General features: G+C 34.9%; 14 protein-coding genes and 1 tRNA gene. 9 read left to right on the top strand and 6 right to left on the bottom strand.

All coding sequences use genetic code 11. The features are described 5' to 3' along the window. Window positions 1-191 precede the first annotated feature (191 nt). From porK to OZP13_RS12220, 5 genes are all read left to right on the top strand, one after another. Window positions 192-1,610: a T9SS ring complex lipoprotein PorK/GldK gene (porK, locus tag OZP13_RS12240; RefSeq protein WP_281297306.1), complete on the top strand. Its 1,419-nt coding sequence runs from the start codon at window positions 192-194 to the stop codon at window positions 1,608-1,610. Between the two features lie 41 nt (window positions 1,611-1,651). After that, window positions 1,652-2,302 carry a type IX secretion system motor protein PorL/GldL gene (gene porL, locus OZP13_RS12235; RefSeq protein ID WP_269240410.1) on the top strand — a complete coding sequence of 217 codons (651 nt, stop codon included), beginning with the start codon at window positions 1,652-1,654 and terminating at the stop codon, window positions 2,300-2,302. Between the two features lie 46 nt (window positions 2,303-2,348). Further along, a complete protein-coding gene (porM, locus tag OZP13_RS12230; protein ID WP_281297305.1) occupies window positions 2,349-3,902 on the top strand; it encodes a type IX secretion system motor protein PorM/GldM in 1,554 nt (517 codons plus the stop codon). Window positions 3,903-3,953: 51 nt separating this feature from the next. Beyond that, complete coding sequence (gene porN / locus OZP13_RS12225) at window positions 3,954-4,844, top strand: type IX secretion system ring subunit PorN/GldN (RefSeq protein WP_281299449.1); 891 nt, start codon at window positions 3,954-3,956, stop codon at window positions 4,842-4,844. 106 nt (window positions 4,845-4,950) lie between these two features. Then, window positions 4,951-5,997 carry an NAD(P)/FAD-dependent oxidoreductase gene (locus OZP13_RS12220; protein WP_281297304.1) on the top strand — a complete coding sequence of 349 codons (1,047 nt, stop codon included), beginning with the start codon at window positions 4,951-4,953 and terminating at the stop codon, window positions 5,995-5,997. Between the two features lies 1 nt (window position 5,998). Here the strand turns inward: OZP13_RS12220 and OZP13_RS12215 are convergent, their stop codons facing one another. Further along, complete coding sequence (locus OZP13_RS12215) at window positions 5,999-6,379, bottom strand: DUF983 domain-containing protein (RefSeq protein WP_269240408.1); 381 nt, start codon at window positions 6,377-6,379, stop codon at window positions 5,999-6,001. A gap of 62 nt (window positions 6,380-6,441) precedes the next feature. Here OZP13_RS12215 and abc-f point away from each other — a divergent pair, with 62 nt between their 5' ends. Next, complete coding sequence (gene abc-f, locus OZP13_RS12210) at window positions 6,442-8,355, top strand: ribosomal protection-like ABC-F family protein (RefSeq protein ID WP_281297303.1); 1,914 nt, start codon at window positions 6,442-6,444, stop codon at window positions 8,353-8,355. On the opposite strand, the gene OZP13_RS12205 is transcribed toward abc-f, so the two are convergent. After that, window positions 8,350-9,318 carry an App1 family protein phosphatidate phosphatase gene (locus tag OZP13_RS12205; protein WP_281297302.1) on the bottom strand — a complete coding sequence of 323 codons (969 nt, stop codon included), beginning with the start codon at window positions 9,316-9,318 and terminating at the stop codon, window positions 8,350-8,352. The two genes, abc-f and OZP13_RS12205, sit on opposite strands and share 6 nt — an antisense overlap. A gap of 63 nt (window positions 9,319-9,381) precedes the next feature. Between OZP13_RS12205 and OZP13_RS12200 the strand changes: the two genes are divergently transcribed. After that, on the top strand, window positions 9,382-10,251 hold the full coding sequence (locus OZP13_RS12200) for a diacylglycerol/lipid kinase family protein (protein ID WP_269240407.1): 870 nt from the start codon (window positions 9,382-9,384) through the stop codon (window positions 10,249-10,251). Between the two features lie 7 nt (window positions 10,252-10,258). On the opposite strand, the gene OZP13_RS12195 is transcribed toward OZP13_RS12200, so the two are convergent. Further along, entirely contained in the window at window positions 10,259-11,407 is a 1,149-nt protein-coding gene (locus OZP13_RS12195; protein ID WP_281297301.1) for a GNAT family N-acetyltransferase, read from the bottom strand. Between the two features lie 57 nt (window positions 11,408-11,464). Beyond that, the gene (locus OZP13_RS12190) at window positions 11,465-11,953 is read right to left on the bottom strand and encodes a DUF1761 domain-containing protein (RefSeq protein WP_281297300.1); all 489 of its coding nucleotides are present in this window, start codon (window positions 11,951-11,953) and stop codon (window positions 11,465-11,467) included. A gap of 222 nt (window positions 11,954-12,175) precedes the next feature. On the opposite strand from OZP13_RS12190, the gene OZP13_RS12185 reads away from it, so the two are divergent. Continuing rightward, window positions 12,176-13,030, top strand: a complete 855-nt coding sequence (locus OZP13_RS12185) for a leucine-rich repeat domain-containing protein (protein ID WP_281297299.1) — start codon at window positions 12,176-12,178, stop codon at window positions 13,028-13,030. Window positions 13,031-13,231: 201 nt separating this feature from the next. Continuing rightward, window positions 13,232-13,304: transfer RNA gene (locus tag OZP13_RS12180), tRNA-Met, on the top strand. Window positions 13,305-13,319: 15 nt separating this feature from the next. On the opposite strand, the gene OZP13_RS12175 is transcribed toward OZP13_RS12180, so the two are convergent. Beyond that, the gene (locus OZP13_RS12175; protein ID WP_269240403.1) at window positions 13,320-13,676 is read right to left on the bottom strand and encodes a hypothetical protein; all 357 of its coding nucleotides are present in this window, start codon (window positions 13,674-13,676) and stop codon (window positions 13,320-13,322) included. Next, window positions 13,677-14,021 carry a hypothetical protein gene (locus tag OZP13_RS12170; RefSeq protein WP_269240402.1) on the bottom strand — a complete coding sequence of 115 codons (345 nt, stop codon included), beginning with the start codon at window positions 14,019-14,021 and terminating at the stop codon, window positions 13,677-13,679. It abuts the gene before it with no gap. Window positions 14,022-14,142 lie beyond the last annotated feature (121 nt).

Below are 14,142 nucleotides of genomic sequence, written 5' to 3'. Positions count from 1 at the left end.
GCTTACGAAAAAAAATATTTTCATCTTTTTATCGATGTTATTTGTGTTTTATCGATGTAATATTTTTTTATTTCCTTATTTAATTTTAGTTTTGGTTAACGAAATAAATAGTGCGGCAAATAATTGTTTTTTAAAATAATAATAAATAGGTTTACGCAATCAATAATAATAAATATATAACCCTAATTTATATGAAGAAGTTCATTGCATTTACGGCAATTTTAACCTTACTAATAGGCTGTGGTAAAACAAGCGACAAAGGAGAATTAGTTGGTGTTAAAGGAGCAAAATGGCACCCCGAGAAACCTTATGGAATGACGTTAGTTCCTGGAGGTTCTTTTATTATGGGGAAATCTGATGAAGATGTTGCCAATGTTGGAGACGCAAGCACAAAAACGGTTACCGTTCGTTCGTTCTATATGGATGAAACAGAAATAACCAATAGAGAATACCGTGAATTTGTTGAATGGGTTAAAGATTCAACTATGAGGGTTAGATTGGCTATTTTGGCTGACGAATCTGGTATAAAAGCTGGAGATGGTGCAGGAAAAGCTAAAGGAAAAGGCAAAAGTGCCGGTAGTATTGGGGATTTTGCTTTTAATGATCAAGACCCTGAGAAAATGACCGCCTATGACAAATACATGTATGATAACTATTACAGTATTGGTACAGATGATGATCCTTATGCAGGTAGAAAATTGAATCATAAAGTAAAATTGATCAAGGATACCAAGTTGTATCCTGATGAATATTATACTGAAGTTATGGATTCCATGTACTTGCCTTTGGAAGCATCTTACAACGGATTAAGAACCATTGATGTTGATAAATTGAAATTCAGATATTCTTGGATGGATATTCAAGCTGCGGCAAGAGCCAAAGTGGGTAAAAGAAAAGATTTTATTAGAACAGAACAAGTAAAAGTATATCCTGATACTACCACTTGGATCAAAGATTTCTCTTATTCTTATAATGAGCCAATGCACAACGATTATTTCTGGCATCAAGCTTATGGTGATTATCCAGTAGTGGGTGTGAACTGGCAACAAGCAAAAGCATTTTGCGCATGGAGAACGTTGAAAAAAAATAGCTGGATTAAATCTAAAAGTAAAGGTCGTGACCAAGTAAATAGTTTCAGATTGCCTAGCGAGGCAGAATGGGAATATTCCGCAAGAGGAGGATTGGAATCTGCCACTTATCCTTGGGGAGGTCCTTATACTAAAAATGACAGAGGATGTTTCTTGGCTAATTTCAAACCGAATAGAGGAGATTATGCTGCGGATCAAGCTTTATATACTGTAGAAGCAAAATCGTATGAGCCAAATGGTTATAATCTTTATAATATGGCTGGAAACGTGGCTGAATGGACCGATTCGGCTTATGATCCAAATGCCTACGAATATGTGTCTTCAATGAATCCGAACAATATGGATACTTCCAATAAGCGTAAAGTAGTTCGTGGTGGTTCTTGGAAAGATGTTGCTTATTTCCTTCAAGTAAGTACAAGAACTTTTGAATATGCTGATTCCGCAAGAAGTTTTATCGGATTTAGAACCGTTCAAGATTACATGGGAACACAGTCTACCGAGAAAATCAAGAAAAAAAGATAAACAAACCCAATTTAAATAAAATAAAACCTAAAAAAAAAAATATGTCATTACTTAGCAAAAAACAAATGAATTTCGCCTACGGAATGGGGGCAGCAGTAGTTATTATCGGAGCTTTATTCAAAATAACGCATCTTGAATTTCCTCCTATTTTTACAGGTAACGCAATGTTAACTGTGGGATTAATAGTTGAAGCTGCAATTTTTGCCCTTTCTGCATTTGAACCTGTAGATGATGAATTGGATTGGACTTTGGTTTATCCAGAATTGGCCAACGGCGAAGCTCGTAAAAAAACAGCCAAAGTAGAGACTCCTAAAGAAGCGCAAGGACTTTTGTCTCAAAAATTAGACGTAATGCTTAAAGAAGCAAAAATTGACGGAGAATTGATGTCAAGTTTAGGAAACAGCATCAAAAATTTTGAAGGCGCTGCCAAAGCAATTTCGCCAACGGTTGATTCAATTGCTTCAACCAAAAAATATAGCGAAGAGTTGACATTGGCTGCAGCCCAAATGGAATCTTTAAACAGCTTGTATAAAATTCAATTGCAAAGCGCTTCCCGAAATGCGCAAATTAACGAGGAAGTTGCCGAAAACAACATTAAATTAAAAGAACAAATGCAATCATTGACTTCTAACTTGTCGTCATTGAACAACGTTTATGGAGGAATGCTTTCTGCAATGAGTAATAAAGGATAATTAGTTCAGACTTTATATAAAAACAATAAACTAATTATTAGAAAATATGGCAGGAGGAAAATTAACCCCTAGGCAGAAGATGATTAACCTAATGTATCTGGTTTTCATCGCAATGTTAGCATTAAATATGTCCAAAGAAGTATTGTCGGCCTTTGGAATCTTGAACAATAAAATTATTGAATCAAATTCAATCACCGATGGTAGAAATGAATCTTCATTTCAACAGTTATCCCAGAAAGCAGTAGATCAACCAGGGCAATTTGGTGATAAAAGAGCAAAAGTTGAAAAAATTAGAGCTTTGTCTAAAGAATTTAACGATTACATCGAAAGTATCAAAACCAAAGTTACTCAAAAATTTGAGAGAGATGCCGAAGGTAATTTGCCTTACGAGGAAATGGATAAAGGTGATTTGATTGACAGACTGTTTTTTACGGGAGACAGGGTTTCCAAGGAAGGGAAAGAATTTTTGGATAAAATTCATAATTATCCAGCTCAGATAAAAGCAATTGGAGGAAGAGATATTGCTGAAATAGAAATGGATAAAATAGAAAAAAGATTTGCAACCAAGCAAGTTTATTCTGAAAAGGCAGGTGCTAAATTAGATTGGATTGATTATAACTACAAAGGATTTCCTCTTATAGCCACAATAACCAAATTATCTCAATTGCAAGCCGATATCAAAACAACGGAAAGCGATGTAATGACCGGAATGTTTCAAACTGATTTGGTTGCAGCAGCTTCACTTACAGCGTATCAACCGATTGTTGTTCTTGATAAATCTGTTTTCTTTCAAGGAGAGGCGGTAACTGGAAAGATTATTTTAGGAAAATTTGACCCAACGCTTAAAGCGAAGTCAGTAATTGTAAATGGATCAAGTTTACGCGCTGAAGCTGGTCAAGCAAAGTTTTCGTTTGGTGCTGGAAATATTGGGGAACACCCAATAAACGGTTCCTTCAATTTTGAAGAAAACGGAAAATTAGTACCTCTTCCTATTCAAAAAAGCACCTATGTTGTTGTAGCTCGACCAAAATCAGCCACCATATCGGCAGATAAAATGAATGTAGTGTATCGTGGAGTTGTTAATCCAATGACGATATCATTTGCAGGAATTTCTCCTGATAAGGTTAGTGCTTCTGCAGCAGGTTTAACACGTGTTGGCAATACAAGTTCTTATACGATGCGTCCAGGTACGGGTACTGAAGTGGTCATCAATGTTACGGGAACACTTCCTGATAATTCAAAAGTTTCAGATAAAAAGACTTTTAGAATTAAAGGAATTCCAGGGCCAACAGGTACCATCAGAGGAGAAATGGGTGTTGTAAAAGGACCTAAATCAAGTTTAGAAATTTCGACAATTGGAGCCAAATTGGTTGACTTTGATTTTGAAGTTGGATTGGATGTCGTTGGATTTAATTTTAAAGTGACAGGGCAACCTACGGTGGTGGTTGCAGGAAACAAATTGAATGGACAGTGTAAATCTGCTCTTTCAAAAGTAGGAAGAGGAGATCAAGTTACCATTTCCGAAATTAAAACAAAATTAGTGGGAGCAGGTAGTTATTTATTGCCAAGAACTGCACCGGTAATTTATGAAATACAATAAATAAAGTAAGTTTGATATAAAGCTACTTCAATAATTTATAATGATATTATGATGAATAGGAGATTTTTTTCAATAGTTATTATTGCCATTCTTGGGAGTGTAGCTTCTTATGCGCAGACTAATTTGCTCAACGCAAAGATACCCGAAGAAATTGGACTCAAGTCTGCTGCCCAACTTGTTTCTGACAACGACAAACCATTGGAATATGGTTATGTTGATGATAGAGATGTCTTGATGGGAAAAACGGTTTGGGAAATTATTGATTTGAGCGAAAGAATTAATTTTCCTTTGTACTTTCCGATAGATACTGCAAACATTGGTTCTGACAGACGTTCTTTGTATGATGTTTTGACAAAAGCCATTCGTAATGGTGAGATTTCTGAAGTATATTCGGATAGTTATTTTAATACTAAAAAATCATACAAAGACATTAAAGCTTCTTTGACTCGAATTGACACTACAGATGCTGGTAGAGAGCAAATAAATGCTGGACAACAGATTTCTCCCGAATATATTGTTAAACAAGATTTGACGGCCCAAGATGTTACCCAATATAAAATCAAAGGATACTGGTATTTTGACAAACGTCAAAGTGAATTGAAATACAGATTACTTGGTATTTGTCCAGTTACTCCAGATGTTTACACAATGAACAGTGACGAAAAAGATTATATCGAATTGTTCTGGGTGTTTTTCCCAGCTTCAAGAGATGTTTTGCATGAAGCAAAATGTTTCAATGACAAGAATTCGTCAATGCCTATTTCTTTTGACCAGATATTAAATTCGAGACGATTTAATGCCACAATTTATCAAGAAGAAAATGTTTATGGCGATAGGGCAATTGCAAGTTACATGAAAGATAATGCGCAAAATCAATTGCTGGAAGCCGAAAGAGTGAAAGAGAAAATTCGCGATTTCGAAGAAGATATGTGGAATTACTAAATTTCATTTAGAATGTATTTTAAAGAACTCTTACCTTTGGTAGGAGTTCTTTTAATTTAGGGCATATTTCAACTTCCATCTTCAAACTTCAAACTTTCCACTTCAAATGATAGATTATTTAATTATAGGTTCTGGACTGGCAGGTATTTCATTTTCTGAATTGGCCTTGCAAAACAATAAATCTATTTTGGTTCTCGACAATAATTCGCAGAATTCATCCAAAATAGCCGGAGGTCTATACAATCCCGTCATTCTAAAAAGATTTTCAGAAGTAGGACAAGCCACAGAACATTTGCTCATTATGCATGAATTTTTGGCTAGACTGGAAAAAAAGCTGAACGATAAAGTTGATTTTAAGACTCCTATTTTAAGAAAGTTTTTTTCCGTCGAAGAGCAAAATAATTGGTTTGCCGCTTCCGATAAAACGAATCTGGCTCCTTTTTTGTCCACGCAATTGATTTCAAAAAAATATGATTCCATTGATTTTCCATTTGGTTATGGGGAAGTTTTGCAAACAGGTTATGTTGACACAGCATTGTTGTTGAATTTATACAGATCGTATCTAATAAAAAATAAATTATTTATAGAAGAATCTTTCGATTATTCGCTTTTGCAAGAAGAGAACAACGGAATTCGATACAAAGACATTCAGGCCAAACACATCATTTTTGCTGAAGGTTTCGGAATGCACGCCAATCCTTATTTCAAGCATTTGCCACTCGACGGAACTAAAGGAGAATTGCTCGTTATAAAAGCACCAAAACTTGGTTTGGATGTCATCGTGAATGCAAGTGTGTTTATTTTGCCACTTGGTAATGATTTGTTCAAAATAGGTGCAACTTATAATTGGGAGAGCAAAACAGACATTCCTACCGAAGAAGGGAAAAAGGAGTTGGTCGAAAAAATTAAAGAGCTAATCAACTGTGATTTTGAAATTGTTTCCCATTTTGCAGGCGTTAGACCAACTGTCAAAGATAGAAGACCGCTGGTAGGAACATCTTCCAACCACGATTCTGTTCATATTTTGAATGGTTTGGGGACACGCGGAGTTATGCTGGGTCCTGCAATGGCCAAAGCTTTATTCGAAAATATTGAATATCAAAAACCGTTGCAAAGATCGATTGACATTAAAAGATTTGAAAAAAAAGCTTAGCCTATTTTTTATATTTCTTGTCATAAGACACAAACATATTGATGTAAATATTTCTTGACCATCGCAAAACGAATGGAAATAAAAGAATATTGGCAACAAGAATGGCGATAAAAGAATTTTTTATGCTGGTTTCAAGAATAAGATAAGACACGATAAAGGTTGCAATACTAAGTGCTACATTCAATGCGTAACTAACATACATCGCACCATAAAAGAAAGAGGGTTCTATTTCATATTTCAAATCACAATGGCTGCATCTTTCGTGCATTTTAATCAATTTCGAAAAATGTAACGGATTTTTATCCAAATACATACTCTCATTCTGACATCTAGGACAAGTTCCTGTTAAAATGCTATTTAATTTGGATCCTTTTTTTAACATTTGCAAAAAATTAATTTTCTCCTTTTTTGGAGCCACAAATTTACAAATACAAAACACAATAAATGCTTAATATACATAATTTATCCGTTTCTTTTGGAGGGACTTATTTGTTCGAAGAAGTAACCTTTCGATTGGGTGCTGGAGACCGTGTGGGTCTTGTTGGCAAAAACGGAGCCGGGAAATCCACCATGCTTAAAATCTTGGCCAAAGATTTTGCTCCTGACTCGGGTGTAATTTCCCAGGAAAAGGAAGTTCGAATGGGATTCTTGCGTCAAGATATCGATTTTGAACAAGGAAGAACGGTGCTTGAAGAGGCGTATGAAGCTTTTACTGATATTAAAATTGTGGAAAAAAAGCTGGAAGAAATCAATCACCAGTTGGTCACCAGAACCGATTATGAAAGTGAGGAATACAGCCAAATCATTGAAGATTTATCCGATTACACTCATCGTTTCGATTTGTTGGGAGGATATAATTATGTAGGCGACACCGAAAAAATTCTTCTGGGATTGGGTTTCAAAAGAGAAGTTTTTAATAATCAAACCGAAACTTTTTCGGGAGGTTGGAGAATGCGTATCGAATTGGCCAAGTTATTATTACAATCTAATGATGTTTTGTTGCTGGATGAGCCAACGAATCACCTGGATATCGAGAGTATCATTTGGTTGGAAAGTTTCCTGCGCAATTATCCCGGAGTTGTCGTGATTGTTTCGCACGACAAAATGTTCTTGGATAACGTGACCAATAGAACCATTGAAATTTCCCTTGGTAAAGCGTATGATTTCAACAAGCCTTATTCCGAATATTTGGAATTGCGTCACGAAATCCGCGAAAAGCAATTGGCGACACAAAAAAACCAAGCCAAAAAAATAGAAGAAACCGAAAAATTAATCGAGAAATTCCGTGCCAAAGCTTCCAAGGCATCGATGGCGCAATCGCTTATCAAGAAATTGGACAAAGTGGAACGCATCGAAGTGGATGAAGACGATAATTCGGTAATGAATATTTCGTTTCCTCTTTCAAAAGAACCTGGAAAAGTGGTGATTGAAGCGGAAGAAGTGACCAAAAGTTACGGCGATAAAACGATTTTGAAAGACATTTCTCTTTTGGTGGAACGAGGCAGTAAAATTGCTTTCGTTGGACAAAATGGACAAGGAAAATCGACTTTCATCAAAGCCATTGTCAACGAATTTGAATTTGAAGGAAATATCAAGTTAGGTCACAACGTACAATTAGGTTATTTTGCCCAAAATCAAGCCGAATATCTCGATGGCGAGATTACTTTGTTGAGAACGATGGAAGATGCCGCAACGGATACCAATCGCTCGAAAGTGAGAGATATGTTAGGTTCATTTTTGTTTCGTGGCGATGATGTCGAAAAGAAAGTAAAAGTCCTTTCCGGAGGCGAAAGAAACCGTTTGGCACTTTGTAAACTGCTTTTGCAACCGATAAACGTTTTGGTGATGGATGAGCCTACGAACCACTTGGACATCAAATCCAAAAATGTTTTGAAAGCTGCCTTGCAAAAATATGAGGGGACATTGCTTTTGGTTTCTCACGACAGGGATTTTCTTCAAGGAATGTCGAATATTGTTTACGAATTCAAAGACCAAAAAATCAAGGAATATTTGGGAGATGTGAACTACTTTTTGGAACAACGCAACTTGGAAAATATGCGTGAAGTCGAGAAAAAAGACGCCTTGAAAGCCGCGGCTCCAAAAGAAAGCAACAAAGCTTCCTATGAAGACCAGAAAAAAGGAAAAGCTTTGCAAAATAGATTGAGCAAAGTCGAAAGCCAAATCAAGCAATTGGAAAGAGATATTCAAAACGATGATAAATTGTTGACCTCTAATTATGACAAACATATAGAAGACGCCAAGTTTTTCACTGCCTACAACAAGAAAAAAGCCGATTTAGATCAATTGCTTTTGGATTGGGAAATTGTTCAGGAAGAAATTGACAATGCAGGTTTATAAGATGAGTTCAATGGATTTGGAATGTGCAATTGCTTCGCTACTATTGGTGAAATAACAAGTTGAAACGTTTAAGGTTTCGAGGTTTTTTAAAGCTTCTGAAACCTTTTTCTTTTTTTGTGAGCCCGTTTTTCGAATATAAACCGCTTTGACATTGACAGGGAAAATTTTGCAAATTGCTTCGTATAAAAAAGGGTCTTTTTGCGAATCGTCACCCATTAAAACGTATTTCAAATTGGGATAAAATTCCAGAATATGTTTTATTTTTTCAAATTTATGGTTGTGACCGCCTCTTCCTGTCCATAAAAAATCGGTGAGACTTGATTTAATGTCTTTCAACAACAAAACTGCTTTGGGCAATTGGTGGATTTCTGTAAATTTCACTATAAAGCGATACAAGTTCCATTCGCTGCTGGAAACATAAAAAAAAGCATTTTGTTCTTCACCATTTGTTCTGCCTGCACTACTTAATGCTTGATAATGTTGAACTACATCCTCATATACTTTTCGAGAATTTACGTTTCGAAATAATAAATTATATAATTTCTTCAAAGGATTCAAGGTGTAAGAAATCAAAAAAGTATCGTCTATATCCGAAATGATTCCAATGTTTTCTTTTTTTGGACGAATGAAACTCTCTTTGGTCACAATTTTGTTATCGCCCTGAAAAACACTTACCTCATAATCAATCCATCCGTGACCCACATTTGGATCTACAGGAATGCAAAATTTAAAATAGCCATCAATTAGTGTTTTGGTGTGAATGGTAGCGTTGTTGTGTTCTAAATATACATCGGCATTGGCCTCTGTTTTTAATCGAAACAAACGGATAATTGAAGTAGCATTTTTAAACTTTTTCTTCTCGAAAGCATAATCCTTTGCCTTAGTTGGTTTGAAAACGTGTCCCATTACGATCAACTCTTCATCATTCGCATAACCCCGATACAATTTTAAAATAGGCTTCATTTATTTGTGATTTTGAGGTGTCATTAAAATTAACTAAATTTAGTCAATAAATGAAGTTTAACTTTGAAAAAGAATGTAGTACTGATTGTTAATCCTGTTTCTGGGGCTATTGATAAAACTGAATTTATCGATGCAGCAACTCTTTTTGCAACCAAAGAAAACTTGAATGTTGTTCTTTATACGACTTCTGGAAAAGAGGATATTTCAAAAATCAGAACGCTCTATGCGCAGCATAAACCCGAACGTGTTATTATTGTTGGTGGCGATGGAACCATAAAAATAGTGGCCGAAGCATTGGAAACACAAGATGTTATTTTAGGAATTTTGCCTGCTGGTTCAGCAAATGGTTTATCTGTTGATTTAAACTTGCCTACTACTCTTGAAGAGAATTTAGAGGTTGCATTTTTAAGTCATTATGTTGAAATAGATATGATTAGTATTAACGGTATAAAGAGTATTCACTTGAGTGATATTGGTATCAATGCAGATTTGGTCAAGAATTATGAAGAAAGTGATCTGCGGGGTTTTTGGGGTTATGCATTGCAGGCTTATACTACTTTAAAAGATGCCGAAGAACCCTTTTTGGCTTCTATAACTGCCAATAATGAAACGGTAAAACATACAGCGAGAATGATTGTTATTGCGAATTCACAGCGATATGGAACCGGTGTTACTATTAATCCAAACGGGAGGATGGATGATGGTAAATTTGAATTGATTGTTCTAAAAAGTCTTGATTTGTTTTTGCTTGGAAAAATTATTACTGGAAATATGCCTATCGATTCGGATGATATTGTAATAATTTCAACCGAAAAAGCATTTATAAAAACAAACAGACCAGTTAATTTGCAAGTTGACGGTGAATATTGTGGCGCTCAAAATGAATTAGAAATTCACATTTTACACAAACAAATGAAAATTGCCGTTCCGTAAATTTGATTTATTTGAAAGGATTCCGCTCTTTCCAAGATACAGTTGGTTCGAGATAACTAAATGCTTTTTCAAACACAAGATCTGCAAAAGGGTTGGTGTGTTGGGCGTATCCATACATTTCCATTGGTTTTGCTCCCACAGAACTCTTGATTTCTAATGCTGTTCTAGCAAAAATTATTTTCTTGAAACCTTTATTAATGGAGTAAGCAATCATGTCGTAAAGCATGTTCAGGTAAAGCATTTTTTCTCGTTGAACGCTTTCGTCATACCCCAAAAAGTAAGTGTCCATCACTTCTCCATTTTTGATTAGTGTATTAAATCCAATTAGTTTTTCATCCAGAAAGTAGCCGTAAAAAAGGAACTTGTCTTTGAGTATTTCTTTAAAAGTTCTAAAATGATTTTTGGGGAGGAAAAAAGTATTGAAATGGGCATTTTTGGCTACGTGATAATATAAATCATAAATAGTTTCTTCGTGCTTGATGATGTCTTCTAGGTGCATTTTCCTTTTTTCAACACCTTCCTCTTTTTTTCTTGCGCGTTTGTATTGATCCCGATATTTTTTAGACAAAGCATCAAAGTAATCTTGCTCCGATTTCCAGTGATTTGAAATATTGAATACCATGTTGGGTTGGGTAGAATATTGAAAATAGTTTTGGAAACCGGCTTGTTGAAATGCTGTGGTTTCTTCAATTGGGAAGTCTTTGAAAGTTGTGATATGTACCTTCAGTCCTTTGTTTTTAAAGATGATTTCCAGTTTTTTTGAAGCAGTTTTCAAGGCCTGCAAACCCTGGGTTTTGTCAATTTTATCAGAAAATGAATAAGCATTTTGCCCCGTGAGCATGTTGTTTCCAATAATTAAAATATGGGAGCAAAAGTTTTTGAAAACAGTGTTTCGAACAGCAGTTTTTACACATTTGTCTCGCTCTCCAAAGGATTCCATTTTGTTTAAATCCAAAAACTGGGAAAGAGCAATGCCTACTAACTCATTGTCCTTGAATAATCCAATGAAATGACAAAACATATTTCTTGGAGCGGACTTTTCTAAAATGGCTAAATAATCCTTGTTCAGGAATATATTGTCTATTGCTAATTCATTCCAGTTTTGTGGAAGATTCGCTGTCGAGGAGTATGTTTTTATGGAAATTGGTGGTTTCAAATAATAAAAAATCGCTCCACAAATGTAGAGCGATTGTGTTATAATTAAATGTTAAATTTATTTCCAACCACAAATGATGGAACCCATTATTGTTAAAATAACAACCCAATATCCAGCCTGAATGACTATGTATTTCCATAATTTTTGTTCAAATAAGCCATTTATGGATATGATGGGCAATGCTAAAAATATACCCGACATAAAACCGTGAAGAGCACCATGTTTAAAAGATCGGAAGGCATCTCCATAATCTGCCATAAATGCCAAATAGGATGGTTTTACACTTTCAATCATCATTGGGCCGCCAATCATCCCTAATGCACCTGATTGATGGATAACCAGGTTTTGCATCATAAAGGCCAACATAAAGGAATAAACGAATGTAAGTCCGAATATTTTAAGCCTATTTCCTTTCTGGGCTTGTTCTTCCGTCATACCGATTTCTTTCATCCAAATAGTTCCAAAAACTTTCGGATTGTACCATATAAATCCCACCACAAATGATGATAATGCTGCAACTAAAATTGCCAAAAAGTTTAATTCCATAGCTGTTTTTTTAGGTTATAGAGTCAAATATAAGAGTTTTATTGATATGTTTAAAAATGAGGGTCTGGTTTTCTAATTTGTTTATTTTGAGAATGTTAAAATGTATTTTGTATGAATAAAGATATTTTGTTGTCGCAAAATGTGTATTTCATCGATTATTTTTGATGATAACCAGTATTTTGTCTACTTTTAATTAGTCAATAATTTATAAAGTCAAGTGTCATGAGAAATATATATACATTACTGTTTTTAATAGTGTTTTCGTTTGTAATGAAAGCGGATGTGTCAGTTTCTGAAAAAAGCGCACTTATAAAATTATACAATGCCACAAACGGTGCCAACTGGACTTCAAAATGGGATTTGAAAGCTCCCGTTTCTTCTTGGTATGGTGTGGGATTGCAAGAAGATAAAGTAGTTTCCATACAATTGTCAAATAATAATTTAGTTGGAATATTGCCTTCCGAAATTTCTAATTTAGTGTATTTGAAAAATTTGAATTTGTTTAAAAATTCTATTTCAGGAACGATTCCTTCCACACTTGGTGACATGAAATCATTGGAATCACTTAATTTGTCCTTCAATAGATTTTCAGGAGAAATTCCAGCATCAATATGCGATGCTTCTTCATTGAAAAACATGGAATTGTTCATGAATGAATTTTCTGGAAACATTCCTTCCGAAATTGGAAAATTGAGCAATCTTGAGACATTGTCTTTGTATAACAATACGATTGAAGGTCAAATTCCGGCCTCGATTTATGAGTTGAAAAACTTGAAAGTGTTACTTTTAAACAGTAATAAGATTTCAGGAATCTTGAGCCAGTCTGTTTCAAATTTGTCCAATATTCAACAATTAAGTTTGTTTGACAACAAAATGAATGGTCAAGTTCCTTTTGATTTAGAAAAATTGTATAACCTGAAAGAAATGAATATTTCCTATAATCAATTCAGCGGATTGGTTTCTAAAGATTTGTCAAAATTAGATGTTTTAAATATGACAATGATCGATGAGAGAGGCGTAGCCGAAGTTTTAAAGGTGTCTCAAGACAAAAACACCGCTATTGTTTCTGAAGAATAATGTTTGATTTTATAGTTTATATCGAAACCTGCAGAGTGCTTGCTTTGCGGGTTTTTTTATTAAAAGAGGGCGAAAGGCTTTTTTTTAAGTTGATTTCCTCTTGTAAACGCTGTCCTGTCAGTTGAATACAAAATACTCAAATATTTTTTTGGAAATAGCTTGTATTTATTAAAATTGGTCGTATATTTGCACCCGAAACAACGCGGGATAGAGCAGTAGGCAGCTCGTCGGGCTCATAACCCGAAGGTCACAGGTTCGAGTCCTGTTCCCGCTACTAAGTTAAAAACCTCTAAAGCAATTTAGAGGTTTTTTTATGCTTAAAATTTTGGCTATCGTAAGGATCGGGGATCAATCCTTCGCCTGAACTGTAAATAATATCTTGACCAATGTTTAATGTCTTGTTGAAAATCAGCGTTGGATTTTCAGAATTTACATCGGTAAAACCAGTATTCGTTTTGGCTTGAGTCAATATTTTATGAAATTGCACCACTGTATTGTCTTGATAAGCAAATACGTTAATGTCCCTGTTTGAAGACGAGATCATCGGAGTATAGACAATGAATTTTTGTCCAATGGAACTCTTGCCAACACTGGGAATCCAATCATGTTGCCAGTCGCTATTGGTACTTTGCGAGGCATAAACCAATTAATTCGACTTTACAATAAAATAATCGCCATCCCATTTTAGAACTCCTCCCGAAGCATATCGAGCATCATCGTTTATGCCATTGTCCTTGATATAAAGAATATAGCTTTGACCAGCTTTCAAGATGCCAGTTTTACTGTCGTCGGTGTCTCCATCGGCATCATCGTCGATGATTTCAAATAGGGTGTCATCATAAATGGCAGTTACAATCAAGCAAACATCTCTTTTTACGGCATCATTATTAGGTGCTACATAAATTTGAAAATATGTGGACGGTTCACCTGTAGCAAAGACTTTGCTTGCTCCTAAAATTAGGAAAAGTAAAATAAATAGATTTTTTTTCATTGGTTTTAATTTTTTTCACAAAAACTTAAAACCAATTCGTGTGTCATTTAATTAAAGTGTTGATTATAAAGTATTTGTGTTTTGATGTTGTGCGATATTTTTCTAAAAAATGGAAAAGTAT

Source organism: Flavobacterium limnophilum, from assembly GCF_027111315.2.
Lineage (GTDB): Bacteria > Bacteroidota > Bacteroidia > Flavobacteriales > Flavobacteriaceae > Flavobacterium > Flavobacterium limnophilum.
This window is presented reverse-complemented; position numbering and strand designations above follow the sequence as displayed.